Annotated in this window: 17 protein-coding genes; 10 read left to right on the top strand and 7 right to left on the bottom strand. The window is 35.7% G+C overall.

What is annotated here, in order from left to right:
• The first annotated feature begins 124 nt into the window (after positions 1–124).
• Together CY0110_RS11485 and rpiA are read left to right on the top strand one after the other, a co-directional pair.
• Positions 125–571, top strand: a complete 447-nt coding sequence (locus CY0110_RS11485; RefSeq protein WP_008275600.1) for an RNA recognition motif domain-containing protein — start codon at positions 125–127, stop codon at positions 569–571.
• 348 nt (positions 572–919) lie between these two features.
• A complete protein-coding gene (gene rpiA / locus CY0110_RS11490) occupies positions 920–1,621 on the top strand; it encodes a ribose-5-phosphate isomerase RpiA (RefSeq protein WP_008275601.1) in 702 nt (233 codons plus the stop codon).
• Positions 1,622–1,833: 212 nt separating this feature from the next.
• Here the strand turns inward: rpiA and CY0110_RS11495 are convergent, their stop codons facing one another.
• Complete coding sequence (locus tag CY0110_RS11495) at positions 1,834–2,127, bottom strand: hypothetical protein (protein ID WP_035799246.1); 294 nt, start codon at positions 2,125–2,127, stop codon at positions 1,834–1,836.
• Positions 2,128–2,571: 444 nt separating this feature from the next.
• On the opposite strand from CY0110_RS11495, the gene CY0110_RS11500 reads away from it, so the two are divergent.
• On the top strand, positions 2,572–4,428 hold the full coding sequence (locus CY0110_RS11500; RefSeq protein ID WP_035799219.1) for a polysaccharide deacetylase family protein: 1,857 nt from the start codon (positions 2,572–2,574) through the stop codon (positions 4,426–4,428).
• Between the two features lie 277 nt (positions 4,429–4,705).
• Here CY0110_RS11500 and hpnJ read toward each other — a convergent pair whose 3' ends face one another.
• Entirely contained in the window at positions 4,706–6,142 is a 1,437-nt protein-coding gene (hpnJ, locus tag CY0110_RS11505) for a hopanoid biosynthesis associated radical SAM protein HpnJ (protein ID WP_008275604.1), read from the bottom strand.
• A 241-nt stretch (positions 6,143–6,383) separates the two neighbouring features.
• Between hpnJ and CY0110_RS11510 the strand changes: the two genes are divergently transcribed.
• The 4 genes from CY0110_RS11510 (at position 6,384) to CY0110_RS11525 (ending at position 10,513) form a co-directional block, all read left to right on the top strand.
• Complete coding sequence (locus CY0110_RS11510; RefSeq protein WP_008275605.1) at positions 6,384–8,069, top strand: DUF3352 domain-containing protein; 1,686 nt, start codon at positions 6,384–6,386, stop codon at positions 8,067–8,069.
• A gap of 20 nt (positions 8,070–8,089) precedes the next feature.
• Positions 8,090–8,743: a DUF1295 domain-containing protein gene (locus CY0110_RS11515; RefSeq protein ID WP_008275606.1), complete on the top strand. Its 654-nt coding sequence runs from the start codon at positions 8,090–8,092 to the stop codon at positions 8,741–8,743.
• 162 nt (positions 8,744–8,905) lie between these two features.
• The gene (locus CY0110_RS11520; RefSeq protein ID WP_008275607.1) at positions 8,906–9,265 is read left to right on the top strand and encodes a hypothetical protein; all 360 of its coding nucleotides are present in this window, start codon (positions 8,906–8,908) and stop codon (positions 9,263–9,265) included.
• A 246-nt stretch (positions 9,266–9,511) separates the two neighbouring features.
• A complete protein-coding gene (locus CY0110_RS11525) occupies positions 9,512–10,513 on the top strand; it encodes a fatty acid desaturase (protein WP_008275608.1) in 1,002 nt (333 codons plus the stop codon).
• Between the two features lie 72 nt (positions 10,514–10,585).
• On the opposite strand, the gene CY0110_RS11530 is transcribed toward CY0110_RS11525, so the two are convergent.
• The 3 genes from CY0110_RS11530 to CY0110_RS11540 form a co-directional block, all read right to left on the bottom strand.
• Complete coding sequence (locus CY0110_RS11530) at positions 10,586–11,212, bottom strand: HD domain-containing protein (protein ID WP_008275609.1); 627 nt, start codon at positions 11,210–11,212, stop codon at positions 10,586–10,588.
• A gap of 403 nt (positions 11,213–11,615) precedes the next feature.
• Positions 11,616–12,308: a manganese catalase family protein gene (locus CY0110_RS11535; RefSeq protein WP_008275610.1), complete on the bottom strand. Its 693-nt coding sequence runs from the start codon at positions 12,306–12,308 to the stop codon at positions 11,616–11,618.
• Between the two features lie 154 nt (positions 12,309–12,462).
• On the bottom strand, positions 12,463–13,257 hold the full coding sequence (locus tag CY0110_RS11540; RefSeq protein ID WP_008275611.1) for an HAD family hydrolase: 795 nt from the start codon (positions 13,255–13,257) through the stop codon (positions 12,463–12,465).
• 73 nt (positions 13,258–13,330) lie between these two features.
• Between CY0110_RS11540 and CY0110_RS11545 the strand changes: the two genes are divergently transcribed.
• Positions 13,331–13,960: a YchE family NAAT transporter gene (locus CY0110_RS11545; protein ID WP_008275612.1), complete on the top strand. Its 630-nt coding sequence runs from the start codon at positions 13,331–13,333 to the stop codon at positions 13,958–13,960.
• 56 nt (positions 13,961–14,016) lie between these two features.
• Entirely contained in the window at positions 14,017–15,144 is a 1,128-nt protein-coding gene (gene dprA / locus CY0110_RS11550; RefSeq protein ID WP_008275613.1) for a DNA-processing protein DprA, read from the top strand.
• Positions 15,145–15,298: 154 nt separating this feature from the next.
• On the opposite strand, the gene CY0110_RS11555 is transcribed toward dprA, so the two are convergent.
• Both CY0110_RS11555 and CY0110_RS28575 read right to left on the bottom strand, forming a co-directional pair.
• Complete coding sequence (locus CY0110_RS11555) at positions 15,299–16,141, bottom strand: DUF4253 domain-containing protein (protein WP_008275614.1); 843 nt, start codon at positions 16,139–16,141, stop codon at positions 15,299–15,301.
• A gap of 590 nt (positions 16,142–16,731) precedes the next feature.
• Positions 16,732–16,908 carry a YqaE/Pmp3 family membrane protein gene (locus tag CY0110_RS28575; protein WP_008275615.1) on the bottom strand — a complete coding sequence of 59 codons (177 nt, stop codon included), beginning with the start codon at positions 16,906–16,908 and terminating at the stop codon, positions 16,732–16,734.
• A gap of 233 nt (positions 16,909–17,141) precedes the next feature.
• Between CY0110_RS28575 and CY0110_RS11560 the strand changes: the two genes are divergently transcribed.
• Positions 17,142–17,516: a phage holin family protein gene (locus CY0110_RS11560; RefSeq protein WP_008275616.1), complete on the top strand. Its 375-nt coding sequence runs from the start codon at positions 17,142–17,144 to the stop codon at positions 17,514–17,516.
• Positions 17,517–17,587 lie beyond the last annotated feature (71 nt).

Consider the following 17,587-nt stretch of genomic DNA (forward strand, 5'->3'; position numbering starts at 1 on the left):
TTATGGCGTAGGGAGTCATGGTAAAGTTATTTCTTGTTTCCTATGCACCTACAACCAAACACAATCCCATTATGGGAAATTGATCAAGTTTTTTATCAACTCAATCACTGGAGGTATCTCTTAAATGCCTATTCGCTTATACGTGGGTAATTTACCTAAAGAAAATCTAGAACGCCAAACCTTAGAGGAACTATTTGCCGACGGAGGCGAAATCGTATCTATTAAGGTGATCAAAGAACGCAAAACCGGCAAATGTCGTGGCTTTGCCTTTGTCACCGTTCCTAATGATGAATTAGCTGATGCGTTTATCGAAAAATACAATGGACAATCCTTTATGGACAATGATCTCAAAATTGAGAAAGCATTGCCCAGAAGTAAAGGAAAAGAGAATGAGGGAAGTGCAGACAATAAACCTGCCACTAAGTCCAAAAAAGGTGGCGGGAAAAAACGTAATAATCGTTCTTCCTCATCCAGTGGTGGTTCCTCTAACGAAAGCTTTCAACCCGATCCCCGTTGGGCTGATCAATTAGCACAACTCAAAGAAATGCTGGCAGCGTCTTCTAATAATTAAGGGATAGAAAAGAGATAAGGGATGGATTGTGTGGCCTGATATGGTTGATTGAAGGGTATCTTTATTAGGTTAGGTACGGTAAAGAGTAACATCTCCAGACACGACCTTTTGCCCATGAGCAATCATCTATATCAGCTTCTAGATTTTACTGAGGGATTAGTAAGCAAAAGTCTTACGATTCAGTGCGGAAACCGCGTTTCTCGGTAACCTCTTCAATCGGTGAAAAATCCCCAACTATGATCTTTGATGAGCGTTGGTGGAGTGTCTAAGGCTAACTCATCCCCTATTCTTAATTCTATAAACTGTATAAAATAACACCAAACCATTAACTATTTTAGGAGATCGTCTATGTCAGATCCGATTGTGATGATGAAACAAGAGGTGGGTAAAGCAGCAGCAGCCCGTGTTAAATCAGATTCTATTGTTGGTTTAGGAACAGGATCAACCACTGCCTACGCTATACAATACATTGGTGAACGGTTACAATCGGGAGACTTAAAAAATATTGTCGGTGTGACTACATCGTTTCAAGCAGAAGTCTTAGCAAGAAAGTATAATATCCCTTTAAGCACTTTAGATGTGGTTGATCGCATCGACATGGCTATTGATGGGGCTGATGAGGTTGATCCTCAAAAGAACTTAATTAAGGGTGGTGGTGCAGCCCATACCCAAGAAAAAATTGTCGATAGTTTAGCAGAACAGTTTATTGTGGTAGTTGATGGCGGTAAACTGGTGGATAAATTGGGGTCAACTTTTTTATTACCGGTTGAGGTAATTCCTAAAGCCGTTGTTCCTGTGATGCGAAAATTAGAGCAATTAGGCGGAAAACCAGAATTACGCATGGGAGTCAAAAAAGCAGGCCCCGTGGTGACAGACCAAGGTAATTTAGTCGTTGATGTCAAGTTTGACAGTATTGACGATCCTGCAACCCTAGAAAAAACCATTAATAATATTCCCGGTGTCCTAGAAAATGGCTTATTTGTTGGAGTTACCGATATCGTGTTAGTAGGTGAAGTTATCGATAATAAGCCTGTTGTTCGAGAACTTTAAGAAAAATTAATTTTACACTTTATGGGGACAATCATCATTGTCCTCTTTTTTGTTCTCTATTCTCAATTCTCATTGATAGCATTACGCATTAAGGTTAGGATGTTAATTAAGTTGGAAAAACTAAGAGACAACTTACTTTTGCCTCTTGCCTTTTGCCTTGAAGTGGTACTATATCCCCTAATGTGTAGTGTTATGGCGTGGGATCACTGAATTTACTGACCATGAATATCTTGATACAAATAAAAATTAAATACATCAAATAAACCACCAACCATTGCACAAGTTCCTCCAATGGTTAACATTCCTTGTAAAGGATAGCCCTCTCCAAACGTAGAAAGAAAAGATAAAATAAGTTCTTGTCCAATTTGACCTAATATAGCAATTCCTGGAATATAACTGGCGGTTAGCAACGCTCCTAAAATTCCCCCTAGGAACAACAGAGGGGTCACAAAGCTTAATAACACGCTTAAGAGTAGGGAACGAAATAAATTAGACACAGTTGTCATCTCCCAATTAATACGGCCGAACCAACCAAAATTCTGATTGATTGTATTTGCTCTTCTTTTACAATAAGTTCTTTTCGTTTGTCTAGGGGCTAATGTCACAAAATCTTAAAACTTTATTAAAAAACTTGGTAAATAGCAATTAAATGATAAGCCAAGATGGCAACAATGCTACATTTCATCGCGTTACTTCACTTTTATGTTAAATTATATTAAGTTTCATTTGTAGATGTAAAGAAACATTCAAGCCCAAAAATAGGCAACAATTATCTGAGGGCTGCTGGTTACGGGTCAAATAACTTTGTGATTAAGTCTACAACAGGAACAGTACAAACAACTTGGTAAAAATCTTAAATTTTTAATAAATTCATAACAGTTTTGTCTTAATCAAGGCACTTTACACTAAAATTTTATCAATCCATATATTACTAATTTTAAAAAATATTTATGTTTTCCACTCCATCACAATGGTTTTCCTTTAAACTGGCTTTATGCTGCAGCAGTGGCTTACTTATGGCTATTTATAGCCTAATTTTGGTCAATTTATTTTATCAAGATAGTTCAATACAAAATAATAGATTAACAGCGACGAAACTTGAACAAGAAAAAAATTGTCAATTTTCTGGTTTTGAGTCCTCTAATCATTTGTCGAAGTTAGGACTAAATCTTAATTATGCTCCTGAAGCAATAGGAACTATTTTCTCTAATAATAGTTTAAACTTACAAGACTGTTTACGTGGGGTTATTTCTCATAATAGACAGCAATTAATTATTTCGCCAACAATATTTCCTGAGTTATGGAAAGCAGCAAAAAACGCCGAGCAAGCTGTGCCTAAACCCTTTCCTTATATCCATGAAAGTGCTAGGGCAGCGAAGGTTCCCATCTTTATGTATCATGATATTCTACCCAGAAAAGAAGTCTTTTTTGATGTTACTCCTGAAGAATTAGAAAGCCATTTTAAGTACATTCAAGAACAAGGATTAACCCCTATCAGTCTTGATTTGTTATTAAAGCATTTACAAACAGGAATTTCTTTGCCCGACAAACCCATTTTACTGAGTTTTGACGATGGTTATGGAGGACATTATGACCATGTTTATCCTTTATTGAAAAAGTATAATTATCCGGCTGTTTTCTCAGTTTATGTGACGAAAATGGAAGGAAAAACAGCCCGTTCTAGCTTAACCTGGGAACAATTACAACAACTTGCTAATGACCCTTTAATTACCATTGCTTCTCATACCATTAGTCATCCGAGAGATTTAAGAGAATTATCCGATGATGAATTATTTCAAGAAGTGATGATGTCCAAAGAAATTCTAGAGAAAAAATTAGGGATTCCGATTGAATATTTTACTTATCCTGAAGGAAAACATGATGCTAGGGTGAAACAGTGGGCGATAGCTGCTGGTTATAAAATGGCGTTATCGATGTCTAATGAAGAAGAAATATTCGCAGGAGAATCCCCTGATTTATTAAGTATTGGTCGTTTTGGTCAATCACAATTACAAGTGGTTTCTCCTGAAGCTTGGGGGGGTTATCCGGGAGAACATTTAGAGGGTGGCTTTAATTTTACGGCCAATATTACGAAACGAGAACATAAAATTGATGGAGTAGAACTCATTATTATTAATGGTGGTAAACCTAGCACTATCCATGCTGATAGTCGTTATCAAGTGCCGGAAATTATGGCAACAAGCGAGGCAGTTGCTGCGGTTGATGGGGCATTTTTCTCTTTAAAATATTTAGATTCTAATGTGATGATAGGACCGGTGATGAGTGGAGGAGGAGAATTTGTTCCAGGAAATACCAGTGAAAATCCCAGATTAAATGGTCGTCCTTTAGTGTTAATGAGCGATAAATGGGTTAAATTTGTCCCTTTTGATGCCAATATTCATAACAGTTGGCAAGGGGTTACTGGTGAATCTGAGGACGGAGAATTTATTACAGATACATTTGTCGCAGCAGCTTGGTTAGTCAAAGATTCGATGGCACAACCTTACGAAAGTTTTGGCAATTTATTTGATTTTCATGTGCCTCGACATCGTGCCTTTTGGGGAATTCATCGCTCAGGACAACCCATGATAGGAGTGTCTAAAAACCCAGTTGATTCCATCGAATTAGGCAAAATTCTACAACAATTAGGGTTTAGAGATGCTGTCATGTTAGATTCTGGTGCAAGTACCTCTTTAGCTTATGAAGGAGAATCTTTGGTAGGTTATATTCCTCGTCCGGTTCCTCATGTGGTGGTATTATTACCTTCTGTTTCTTTGTTGTTAGAAAACACAGATTCAAGGGAATAGTTAATAGTGTTTGGTACTAAGTCCGTTTATTCTCGTGGTTAAGAGATTAGCGACGAATATAATGATAAATAAATACCAGATTACTTCTATTAGTAGGCATAATACAACGTGAGTTGGACGGAGGGGGACAAGCTGCTTTGAACTGGAGTTTAGACTACGACAAAATGATTCTACCCTGGTTTTGACTCTCTTCTCATATCTCCGAACTCCGAACCCCTAACTCATCGCGTTGGGTTTCACTTTCGTTCCACCCAACCGACTAATGATAACAATAGGTTTAAGCGTTAACTAAACTACGGGTATGACGTTCTTTGAGATAGGCCATAAATTCCCGGCCTTCTCGTAAACGACGGACTAACATTTGCGGATCTACGATCATTTCTTTCACAATGGGAATAATAGTACGACGACGGAAATAAAAGCGACGATACATCCGTTCAACGGCATCTTCAATTTCAGAAGCAGAGAGATTAGGATATTGTAGGGTAGACATTTGAATGCCGGAACTGGCCACTAAGTCTCCGTTAGTAAACCAACCGTTTTCTTGCGCTTGTTGATATAATTCTGTGCCAGGATAAGGGGAAGCAATGGACACTTGAATGGTGTGGGGACTGACTTCACAAGCAAAGCGGATGGTATCTTCAATGGTTTCTTTGCTTTCGTTAGGCAAACCAAGAATAAAAGCCCCGTGTACCTTAATCCCTAGTTTATTACAGTTGTTCATAAACTTACGAGCAACTTCTAATTTAATGCCTTTTTTAACCCCATCTAAAACCGCTTGATTTCCAGATTCAAACCCAACTAATAACAGACGTAAACCATTATCTCTTAAGGTTTTTAGGGTGTCATAATCTAGGTTAGCACGGGCGTTACAACTCCAGGTTAAGTTAAGCTTTTTGAGATGTTCACTAATAGCAATAACCCGCTTTTTATCAATAGTAAAGGTATCGTCATCAAAGAAATATTCTCGGACAGAATTACCCCATATTGACTTAGCTAAAGCCATTTCTTTCCCGACTGCTTCGGGAGTTTTAGCGCGGTATTGATGACCCCCAATAGTTTGAGGCCAGAGACAAAAGGTACATTTTGCCGGGCAACCTCTTCCTGTGTATAAAGAAACGTAGGGATGGAGTAAATAACCGATAAAATAGTTACGGAAATTTAGATGTTTTTCGTACATGGGAAAAACACTCGGCATTGCGTCCCAATCGTGAATTAATTCCCGTTCTTCGGTATGCTTAATATTACCAAACTTATCGCGGTAACTAAGTCCTTTAATGTCTTCGTAGGGCTTTCCTTCTGCTAATTCTTTACAAGTGTAATCAAATTCGTTGCGACAAACAAAATCAATAACGGGGTTTTCTTCTAAGGTTTGGGTAGGTAATACCGCAGCATGGGCCCCTAATAACCCAACTTGTGTATCCGGGTTTTGGGCTTTAATGGCCTCAGCACATTTAACATCGTTGGGTAAAGTAGGGGTACTGGTGTACATAATCACCAGTTCGTAGTCTTTAGCAATTTTTAAAACATCCTCAACGGTTTGATAATGGGCCGGTGCATCCACTAACTTACTATCAGGGACTAAAGCTGCTGGTTGGGCCAACCAGGTAGGATACCAAAAAGAGGTAATTTCCCGTTTCGCTTGATATCTTGCCCCTGCGGCCCCATCAAACCCATTAAAGGACGGAGGACTTAAAAATAAGGTTTTCTTCATTGTGTTTCCTTTCCGTTCACATTTTACTCACATACATTACTCATCCGTACACTGACCTGATGAGTTAGTTCTTGTCATGCTAACGGATTTTTTCTTAACTCATCAATTTGTTAATGAAAGCGTAATCTAACTCCATGATGGCTAACTTTTATATTAATTTTATCTCTTAGCTGAACAATGCCCACCCTACAGATTAAGGTTAAAATGAACAATGGTGATTCCTTATTGTGGATAGATAATAGTGAAGTTACGTCCTTTTTTTGTCACTCTCATTCTTGGTGTTATTTTTCTTCTCTCCCTCGCAGCAACTAGCGTCTACTGGATATTAAAACCCAGTCCTTTGCCTCTGTTGGCAGGAGGGGTTAATAAAGAACCCATTACCGCCGTTTTTCTCCCCAAACAAGCACCGGTAATGGTCTCCTTGTTAACAAACCCCGATCGCTTGGATGGGTTGGGACGGTTCATTGCTTCTCCTGAAAAAAGACGGCGATCGCATCAAGAAATACGCACCATTGAGAAAACCTTATTAGCAAAAACAGGACTTGATTATCAATCTCAAATTCAACCCTGGTTAGGGGAAGAAATTACCCTAGCAGTGACATCTCTTGACTACGATCATAATCCGAATAATGGCATTAAACCGGGTTATTTACTAGCAGTTTCTACAAAGGATCAACAACTTGCTAATGAGTTCCTACAAGCGTCTTATTCTACTGAAGCGATCGCCGGCACGTCTGACTTAGTTTTTGAGTCTTATAAGGGGGTTAATTTAATTGCCCAGGAAAACCCTAATTTAAAGAAAAATACACCCCTTTCTGCCACAGCAGTCGTAGGTAATATGGTTCTCTTTGCAAATGATATTCAAGTATTAAAAGAGAGTATTAATAATGTTCAAGTTCCTGATTTAAACTTAAAAAATGCCCCAGGATATCAGAAGGCGTTAAACACCATTAATGACCCCAGAATTGGTATTGTTTACACCAATTTTCCTGCTTTATCCGCTTGGTTAGCTAATCTACCCATTCCTGAATTACCAGAAATTACCCAAACCTTAACCATTGCTTTTTCCATCAAAGAAGAGGGGTTAGTTGCTCAAACGGCTTTAATTGGAGTCTCAGGAGAAGTATCTCGTAATCCTATTTTATCGGAACCCGTTGAGGCATTTTCCTATCTTCCAGCTAACACGATATTAACTGCAACAGGAACCAACTTAAATCAATTATGGCAACAAATTGAGACAGGTTTAGACCAAGATAGTCCCCTACAACAACTCTTAAATCGCTCTATTGGCTACCTAGAAGAACCATTAGGAGTTAATTTATCAAAAGATGTTTTTCCTTGGGTTAAAGGGGAATTTAGTTTAGGATTAGTGCCTAAAGCAGAAGGGGGTGAAGCAGATTGGATTTTTGTCGCTGAAAAAAGTCCCGACGTAGCGATAGATGAAGTATTGAAACAGTTTGATCAATGGGCAGAAAACGCCGGTTATACAGTGGGAAATGTCCCCTTATTAGACAAGACGGTAACAGTGTGGACAGAGTTAACAGCAACAGTTAATCCTAATCAGAAAAGTTTAGCTAGTTTAGAAGCTAAAGTCAACGGTGTTTATGCAAATGTTGACGATTATATTATCTTAGCTACGTCAATAGAAGCACTTTCTGAAGCTATTTCAGCCGAGTTTCCTAAGTTAATTGAAACCGAAGAATTTCAGCACGTGATTGAAGGACTATCCCCAGACAATGATGGTTATTTTTATATTAATTGGCAAAAAAGTGAACCCATTTTAACCCAAAAATTACCTATTACACGAGTAGTAGAATTTGGAGTGAAGCCCTTATTAAAAAATCTCCGTTCTTTAACCTTAAGTAGTCAAGGGAGTCAAGAGAATATTCGTCGCGCAACCATTTTCTTTAATGTTGGTGTTGAGTAAACTTTATTAATACAACAACTATGAAAATCAAACATCCTATTAACTTACATAAAGGACTCACTTTATTTTTCGTCTTAGGTTTAATGAGTCTCTATGACAATTTTAGTGTTACCGCGTGGATTTATTTAGCACTTCACGGAACGTATGGTATTCTTTGGCTATTAAAAGATAGGATATATCCCGACAAAAGTTGGGAGGAAGAAATATCTATTGCGATGGGAATTGGCAGCTTTTTTATCATTTCTCTTTATTGGGTTGCTCCTTTTATTTTAATTAGTCAAAATATTCAAGCGTCTCCCCCTTTAATTGCTGTAGTTATTGCTATGAATATATTAGGGGTTTTCCTACATTACAGTAGTGATGCTCAAAAATATTACACCCTTAAGTATCATTCAGGGTTAATTACAGAAGGATTTTTTGCTCGTTGTCGAAATACTAATTATTTAGGGGAAATTTTAATCTATGGTAGCTTTGCTTTATTGACTCAGCATTGGTTACCTTTTGTTATCTTAGGACTGTTTGTTAGTCTTCTTTTTGTTCCTAATATGCTCAAAAAAGATAAGTCTCTATCCCGTTACCCTGAATTTGAAGCTTATCAACAAGTATCTGGTTTAATTGTTCCTAAATTATTTTTGAGTCAATCTCAAAAAAATATCATTTCTCAAGAAAATTAACCCTTAATTTTAATCATCAATCGTAGGGTATAAAAATTTTAAATTTCTAACCCTAGGTGGGAAGAGAGTTAGTAGTGCAAGTGCAAGGGTTGGTAAAGAAAGTGGCGTGGCTGAATAGGGAATTTATTCTACAATTAGAAATAAAGCAATTCAGTACAAGTTATGGCTGATCTTAATGGTGTATGGCTAGGAACTTACTGGCAGTATGGTATTCCTACTCGTTTTGAAATGACGTTAGTACAAGGAAAAAACACCCTAACTGGTAATATTTTAGATGATAGTAATTTAGGGGAAGCTACTGTTGCAGGAGAAGTCGCTGGCCGTACTATCACTTTTCGTAAATGTTATCTTGGTGGTTCGCGTCATTGCATTGATTATTTTGGCACGGTTTCAACTGATGAACAACTTATTCAAGGAAGATGGCAAGAAAGTTCTTTTCATCAGGGGAAATGGGAAGCCCATCGTCATGATGATAATTTAACATTAGAACTAGAAACCTCTCGCTTATTAGAGAAAGTCTGAGATTGGGAGTGTACGATGATAAGATAGCCAATATTCCTAAGTTTTTCTAAATAATAGTGTTAGAAAATAGTAATGATTTCACTTTTATGACTTAAAACTTTCTGCTTGATAAGTTCGATTATATTTTATCGCTGTGTCTTAACTTTTCTTTGATGATTCTTTTGACAAAGACTTGGACAATTAGTTATAACCAAACTGGTAGTAAGATAACGACGCTTTTATCTCCATTGATCAACAGCCCTGCCTATGTCTGAGCAAAAATCTGAAGAAATTTCTGTCCCCTCCTCTTTTCCAATAGCCTCCAATGAGATTCCCTTAGAACTACACTTTGAAAGGGACTTGACTCAAGCTAAGGCTTATCTGTCTCCCCAGCAAGTTTTTTCTCTTGAGGGACTAGCACAACTGAATCAATTATCTAATCTAAAAGGTTGCCTGCAATTACTCTTACATTTAAGTGTCATAGTTGTTAGTGGTTTTCTTTGGCTAAGTTTGGACAATCTTATCTTTAAAATCCCTGCTTTAATTATCTATGGGTTCAGTATCGCCTCAATGTTTGCTGCTCTCCATGAGTGTGTTCATTATACAGCTTTTGCTAATCGTCGCCTTAACGAAATTATTGGTTGGATAGCAGGATTATTTTCCTTTTACAACAGCACTTTTTATCGTTCCTATCATCAATGGCATCATCGCTATACTCGCCTTCAAGATCAAGATCCTGAACTGACAGACTTGACTCCTATAAACCTATGGCAATATCTTTGGATTATAAGTGGTATTCCTTGGTGGTTGGGCAAATTTCAAACTCATTTTTTTTGTGCCATCGGTCTGTTTCACAATTTCCCTTACATTCGGGAAAATGCCAGAGTTAAAATTCAACGCTCAGTCCAGCTACAACTGTTAACTTATCTAGTAGCGATCGCTGTTTCTTTTTATTACCGACAACCTTGGTTTGTGGTTGGTTGGTTGTTCCCTCTAGCAATAGGACAACCCATACTCAGATTTATTTTATTGGCTGAACATACAGATTGTACTCTTGATGCCAATCCTTTTGCTAATACTCGTACCACTTTGACTATTACACCTATAAGACTTTTGATGTGGAATATGCCCTTTCATGCTGAACATCACTTTTGTCCTTCCATTCCTTTTCACGCTCTCAAAAAGGCTCATCAATCATTGCTACCTCATCTTAAATACGCTGCTAATGGCTATATTAAGTTCAATCTCGCTCTTATCAAAAACTTTTAAATTAAAGAAAAAGAAACTGCATGACTGAGACCAAGAAATTAGTGTCGTATAATCTCAAAAAGAATCTTAAATTTAATTAGTTCTTAACTGCCCAAGTTCCCAATTCAAGTTTTTTCTGGCAGTTTCTTCAAATTTATCTTGAAAAAGTTTAGTTTTATAAAGGAAATTTCTTTCTAGAAATTCTTGTAAGACTTGTCTGCGTCCTTGATTATAAATGTGATCAGGATAGATTAAATATTCTTTTCTGATGTTTTCAGCATATTCTAAATATTTGTTTCTTTTTTCTCCTAAAATAGCCAGATCAAAATCTAGTAACAAATTGGTATCTTTATCTTGATTCAATTCATGCTTTTTCGTTGCTATTATTTGATAATAACACTTCCTTATTTGGGTTTGAGGATATTTAATTAAGGATAGTTTTTCTACTGCTAATTCAGCACTTTTTATTTCATTATCTTTTTCCTTAATCTGGTAAATAATATCATGATAAAATATCGCAAATAATAGGGTATTAAAGTCTTCAATGTGAGATTGATACTGAATTCCTAACTCCACTAAATAAATAAGATGCTCTAAATTATGATAAAATCTTTCTGGCTGTTGATAAGCCGTTTCAATTTCACTCCAAAGTTTTTTCTGAAGACTTGGATTAATACTATATTGACCAATCAATTTTAACCAAGTTTTTTTCAACTCCATAATAAATTCTGGTTTTTAAACAATTTTAGATTGCCGATTATAGATTTTAGATACACTTCTTCTGTGTACTTTCTGGACTTTGGCTTTATGTATTTAGCCTAGTATCTATAATAGTCTTTATTCGACGACCACTATTTCCCCGTTTCTGGGTGTTTTCAATCAAAATCTTTTTTTCATTCCACAATTGTTTCTCATCATTCGTGATTTATCAAAAAGTCACAACACACTTTTTCTTTAATAATTTATCTAAAACTAAGTACAAATATTTATATTTTTAGCACTTGGAAATTCAGCAATAAGAGTTAAAACTACTGAGGACAACTACCTCTTAAACCAGGAAGTTGCCTCATAAAAATAAGCTAACCGTTTTTCCGTTAACCTATATTAGAATTATTGCCTTTAACTATTCTTTTTCTGCTACTGGATTAGCAACATAATGAAAATTTTCATCAGAATTCCAAGGGCCACGCTCGTCTTCAGCACCATTACTCGATAAGTTATAGTAAAGGTCTACGGTTTCATCAGGCTGAATATCTCCAAAGAAAGGATCAGTGAGTTTGCCTAATGAATTGAGTGCTTCCATGAACATTTTGGTATGAGAAATTTCACGAGTTAGCAAATGAACCAAAGTATCTTTTGTTTCTTGGTCTGGAGCTAATTTAATGAGTGATTCATAGGTCTGACGCGCACCAGCTTCGGCCGCAATGTTAGCTCGTAAATCTCGAACAACATCACCACCTTCATTCAAATAATTAGCATTCCAAGCCGAACCTTGAGAATCGAGAAAGTGGGGACCAGCACCTCTGACTGCAAATAAAGTGCTTTTGAAAGCATCGGTTTGATCTACATTTTTTGTATGAACTTCAATCAATTTTCCGATCATTTCTAGGTGACTAAATTCTTCTACAGCAATATCCTGCAACATATCTTTGATACCAGAATGTTCTACATGAAACGACTGTACCCAATATTGTAAAGCTGCCGAAAGTTCGCCAGTTGCGCCACCAAATTGCTCTAGTAGCAATTGAGCAAAACGAGGATTTGGATCTTTAACATTAACGGATTTAGCGATTAATTCTTTCTTATGAAAAAACATTACTTATATCTCCCAAAATCTTTATTTTTTAGCTATTAATAACAATAATAAAAATTTTTAAAAAAGCCCTGGTTCAAAAGTTAGATATATATTTTTTTATTTCAATATTTTTTTGTTTATCTATAACTTAAGACATAGTTATTTTTCTAGATTACTAAAAGGTAATCCATTCGCTAAAATCTTGAGAAAATTTCTCTAAAGAAAGCAAAGAAATAGTATTATCTTCCTTAACTATTTCATGAGTTTTTGAGGTATTATAACCCCAGTCAGCTAAAAATAATTTAACTTGACTTAAATCCGATTGAGTTTGCACACTTTTTAAGGTTTTCAATAAATCTTCAATAAACCATAAATGATTAGTATTTTCTTGATTCATTGTGAGAATTTGGCGTAAAGTTTCATACTTGGGTTGTTTAACTTCTTTGCCAAAAATATGCTCCTCAGGAAAAGATAAATTTTGCTGTTTTAGAAGTTGTTTAACAAATCTTCCTTCTTTGGTTGTGACAATATATAAAAGGGTAGAAGATGCTAGCAGTTGACCTAATTTTTCTAATATCCCTGGATAAAATTCATGTAATGCTAACCAGTTATCTAAATCTGTTTTAATCCAATGATCTCTAACTCCGTCTAATTCTGACATTACTTGTTGTTTATTTAAGTTTTCTTTTTCAACAATTTCCGAACAAATCTGATGCCAGTTACTTTCAATATTTTCTTGATCATATTCTAATACTAATGCTCGTAATAAAATAGGCATTTCCCAACCAGTTTCAATGACGGGACGTAACTGATAAAAAGAATCTGACCAAACCTCTAAATTATCTTGATTATTATCTGACCATACTTTTTGATAGGTTCTGATGGTTGTTTGAAAATATTCCTTTAAACCGTTACAAATGACTCCATCAAAATCAAGGGCTAAAATTTTAGGTTGCTCAGTATTCTGCATAACGTTAACTTGATAAAATTGAGTTAAACTTGCTATAACTATTCATATTATAATAAGAATAGATAAAAATACCATGAATTTTTCTGAATATATCAATAGTTTTATCACCTTACTGGCTATTTCTAATCCCATAGGAAATTTACCCATTTATCTTGGGTTAACAGCAGATAAAACTAAGAAACAAAGACAACAAACGATTAAAACAGCATCCATTGCCTTTGCTATTATTTTAATTGTGTCTTGTTTCATGGGAGAAGTTATCTTATCTGCTTTTGGCATTAGTATTGCTTCTTTTAGGGTTGCAGGGGGCTTTCTTATATTTATTTTTGGATTTCATATGCTGCAAGCAAAAACCAGCGATATTCATCATACTTCAGAAGAAAATCAAGACGCACAAACTGCCGATTCTATTGCCATTGTTCCCTTAGCTTTACCTTTACTAGCAGGCCCTGGAACGATTAGTTCTGTAATTGTTTTAGCCCATAAAACTCAATCTTTGGTAGAGAAATTAGGATTGTCTATTGTGATTATTATCTTAGCTATTTTAATTTTTATTTCTTATAGTTTTGCCCATGTTATTGGTAATTTTCTTGGTAAAACAGGGATGAATATTGTGACTCGTTTAATGGGATTAATTACAATGGCAATGGCAGTTCAGTTTATGGCGGATGGTTTAGAAGTTTTGTTTCCTGGATGGAAATAATAGGTAAGACTTTAAAGATGATTAATTCCCAAACTGTAACTTATTAGGAGAAAACATTGCAACAAGAATCAGCTTATTGGTTAGCTTGGTCTAAAATACCTGGAGTTGGACCTGTATTATTAAAACGGGTATGGCAACAGTTTGGGAACTTAGAAACCGCTTGGAAAGCTTCTCCAGAAGCCTTATGTCAAGTAGAAGGAATAGGGGCAAAGCTACTCAACACAATTAAACAACAGCGATCACAAATTAACCCTTTAGAATTACACAAAAAACATTTACAAAATAATCCTCAATTTTGGACTCCCAACCAAGATAATTATCCCCGTTTATTATTAGAAATTCCTAGCCCTCCCCCTCTGCTTTATTATCAGGGACAAGTCAATTTATTAGAAAATCAAGGACACACCCCGTTAGTGGGTATTGTGGGAACTCGTTACCCTACCGATCATGGTCGTCGTTGGACTCGTAACATCGCGATCGCTTTGGTTAAACATGGGTTTACAGTGGTTTCAGGGATGGCTGCAGGGATCGATGGAGTTGCCCATCAAGCTTGCTTAGAAGCCGGAGGAAGGACGATCGCGGTGTTAGGAACGGGGGTAGATATAGTTTATCCGAGTCATCACCGTCAGTTGCATCGAGACTTACAAAAACGAGGTTTAATTATCAGTGAATATCCTGCTGGCACTCCAGGCGATCGTCGTCATTTTCCAGCGAGAAATCGTATTATTGCTGGATTAAGTCGGGCGGTTTTGGTGATGGAAGCACCAGAAAAATCAGGGGCATTAATTACGGCAAGATATGCTAATGAGTTTTGCAGAGATGTGTATACTTTACCGAATTCTCCTGAAGTTGCCCAAGCCAGAGGATGTTTACGACTCATTCATCAAGGGGCAGAAATGATTGTCACAGAGGATGAGTTATTAGAAATGTTGGGGGCTATTCCTGAGTTGGATCAAGCTAAACAATTATCATTATTTGAGGTTGAAAAAAAAGAAGATGTACCGAAGTTAGACCCTGAGTTATTAAAAATATTTCAAGCTATTTCTACGGAAGCAACTTCTTTTGATGTCATTGTAGAAAAAGCTGGTTTACCTACTGCTCAAGTTTCAGGAGGATTATTGCAATTGGAGTTAGAAGGTTTAATTACTCAGTTACCAGGAATGCGGTATCAGAGGTTAAATTAATGATGTCTATTTTTTTATTAATTTCTTTCAGTCTTTTTTATTCTTACGGTCTTTCGTGTAGAAACCAGCGATAAGTATTTAATAATTCACGAGCATGATCTGATAACGAAGTTTCTATAGATTCATAGGGTGTAATCACTTCTTGTTCCCAAGCTCATTGAAATGCTTCATCTGGAGAACTTGGTAATGTTTTAGTTGTTAATTGTAACATTGTTCCATAATGACAAATTAATTCACTGCCATATTTTTCGTGCCAATTTTTTAATAAAGCAATCACTAATTCACTATAATCATCTGAACCATACCAATGAATATAAGCTAAAATTTCCCAATGATTAATAGTTGGCATTAACAACAAAACTATCTTATCTGGACTAGGATCAAACCAATGAGAATAAACAGGATAATCGTTTTTTAATGCTTTTTCTGCTGGAAACTCTTTTATTTCCCACTTAAATAAACAATATTCCAAATCTTTGACTGTTTGTAAATCTTCTGAGTCCACTAAATTTTCTATGGTTTCAATGTCGAGGTAGTAACCAAACTTTTCCTCTCTAGTCCATAAATCATCTTCGAGATAGTCAAGATAATCTACTAAATTTTCATCATATTGTCTATTTTGATATAATTGAGTTAAAGATTGTTGAATATTAACGTTTTTAGAATAATTAATAATTGTTTGCACACTTTTGTTGTTGAATGATCTTCTTGCAAAAAAATCTTGTTCTTGTAATATTTCATCAAATAATTGTGTATCTTTTCCCCACGTATTCTGAATCTTTGCTGAGAAAACTAAAGGCCAAACTAATACTGGCCAACGCTTAGTCTCTTCTAATTTATCTCGCATAATTTGCCAAGAAGATAAGGCATTTTCAGATTTAACTTGAATTGCTAATGCTTTTTCACCTGTGTCTAAAATGGGTAACTCAGCCATCTCAAAAGAAGCTAATTCTGAGTCAGCAAGTATTACTTTAAGTTCAGATACTGTATTAATCATTACATGAGATTCCTCGTTTCTCGGAATGACATTTCAAGAGACAAAAAATATCCTAACTATTGTTTGTACTGCCATATCTCCTTTTATAACCCATTCTCTTTTATCTTCTATTAATGACTATTTTTTATAAGTTTATTTAATAGTTTTAAGTATGTTTTATAATTTGTTTAAAATTTTAGTCAACTTTACAGTCCGTAATGTGTAAGAATCTTTCTCAATAGTTGACGAATTGACTGGGTTTGAGGTATATTAATAATGCTGATAATCTACAGTACGTTTGTCGACTTTAAGATTTGACCTCAAAAAATACCAATACTTCGTTATATCAGTCAAATTAAGATGACATTTTAACTAGATTAACCATTCCACTTTAGTTTTATTTGAGCGTATGTACTAAATAATGTAAAGTTTGTAAAGTGCTGCTCTTGACAAAATCGGAATTATAGAGATTATTTCAATTTATCAGTAGGGTGTGTCTTGGTATGGGCGATCGCAAGATCCTTTCGTATTTGCACAAAAAATAGATAATAGATAGTCATTTGTATTAAAAACTATCTACTATCCATGACTCAAGCTTTAATTATTGTGATCTAAGGATTAACCCTTTCTGCCTGTTTAGAATAGATCCAAACAGCATGAATAGCCCCTGGAAGCCAACCTAAAAGCGTCAATAAAATGTTGATTAAAAGAGTAACATTAATTCCTACCATGAGAAACACGCCAACGGGAGGAACAAGAATTGATAGAATTAGTTTTAAAATTTGCATTTTTGTATTTCAATAATAATTACTACTTCTTCTATTGTAAAAAAAATAGCGAAAATATCATCTTTCTTAAGAGAGAGAAAAAAGAATGAGCAAATGAATACAAGTAATTAACGCTTCATTAAAGCTAATAACGATTTATCTCGCTAGATAGATAAAGTATTATTGATTGTTTGTTAAATTAGAACTGTCTAGCGTTAGAAAAATATATTTTTGTTAAAGTTTAGGAGATAAATATGTTAAGGAATCTACTAACATTATTAGGGACTGCTTTAAGTTTATTAGTGGTTGATATTATTTTTCCAGGTGTCAGTTTAGCTAACTTTCCCTCTGCATTAATTGCAGGGTTAATTATTGGTTTAATTAACGTTTCAGCAAAACCTGTTATCTCATTTTTAAGCTTACCGCTTAACTTCGTTACCTTAGGGGCGTTTTCATTAGTTATTAACGGCTTTTGTTTTTGGTTAGCCTCCGTATTTGCCCCTGGGTTTAGAGTCAGTGGATTATTGGCTTTCCTACTCGCGCCAGTCATCTTATCCTTTGTTAATACCTTTTTAAGTGAATATTTTGCCGAGAAATATCCCAAGCTAACCAGCGACAATTCTGTATAGGCTTTGCCGTGGCTTAATCTCGAAAATCTGGCATAATAACGGTGACCCAGTAAATAAAGTCATAATCGTCT

The organism is Crocosphaera chwakensis CCY0110, assembly GCF_000169335.1.
GTDB lineage: Bacteria > Cyanobacteriota > Cyanobacteriia > Cyanobacteriales > Microcystaceae > Crocosphaera > Crocosphaera chwakensis.

Bases quoted from the DNA above. Each gene is read 5' to 3' on its own strand.
- CY0110_RS11495 (WP_035799246.1), bottom strand. From the start codon at position 2,127: ATGACAACTGTGTCTAATTTATTTCGTTCCCTACTCTTAAGCGTGTTA.
- CY0110_RS11515 (WP_008275606.1), top strand. From the start codon at position 8,090: ATGAAAATCAAACATCCTATTAACTTACATAAAGGACTCACTTTATTT.
- CY0110_RS11535 (WP_008275610.1), bottom strand. From the start codon at position 12,308: ATGTTTTTTCATAAGAAAGAATTAATCGCTAAATCCGTTAATGTTAAA.
- CY0110_RS28575 (WP_008275615.1), bottom strand. From the start codon at position 16,908: ATGCAAATTTTAAAACTAATTCTATCAATTCTTGTTCCTCCCGTTGGC.
- rpiA (WP_008275601.1), top strand. From the start codon at position 920: ATGTCAGATCCGATTGTGATGATGAAACAAGAGGTGGGTAAAGCAGCA.
- CY0110_RS11560 (WP_008275616.1), top strand. From the start codon at position 17,142: ATGTTAAGGAATCTACTAACATTATTAGGGACTGCTTTAAGTTTATTA.
- CY0110_RS11520 (WP_008275607.1), top strand. From the start codon at position 8,906: ATGGCTGATCTTAATGGTGTATGGCTAGGAACTTACTGGCAGTATGGT.
- CY0110_RS11540 (WP_008275611.1), bottom strand. From the start codon at position 13,257: ATGCAGAATACTGAGCAACCTAAAATTTTAGCCCTTGATTTTGATGGA.
- CY0110_RS11555 (WP_008275614.1), bottom strand. From the start codon at position 16,141: ATGATTAATACAGTATCTGAACTTAAAGTAATACTTGCTGACTCAGAA.
- CY0110_RS11485 (WP_008275600.1), top strand. From the start codon at position 125: ATGCCTATTCGCTTATACGTGGGTAATTTACCTAAAGAAAATCTAGAA.
- CY0110_RS11500 (WP_035799219.1), top strand. From the start codon at position 2,572: ATGTTTTCCACTCCATCACAATGGTTTTCCTTTAAACTGGCTTTATGC.
- CY0110_RS11525 (WP_008275608.1), top strand. From the start codon at position 9,512: ATGTCTGAGCAAAAATCTGAAGAAATTTCTGTCCCCTCCTCTTTTCCA.
- hpnJ (WP_008275604.1), bottom strand. From the start codon at position 6,142: ATGAAGAAAACCTTATTTTTAAGTCCTCCGTCCTTTAATGGGTTTGAT.
- CY0110_RS11545 (WP_008275612.1), top strand. From the start codon at position 13,331: ATGAATTTTTCTGAATATATCAATAGTTTTATCACCTTACTGGCTATT.
- CY0110_RS11530 (WP_008275609.1), bottom strand. From the start codon at position 11,212: ATGGAGTTGAAAAAAACTTGGTTAAAATTGATTGGTCAATATAGTATT.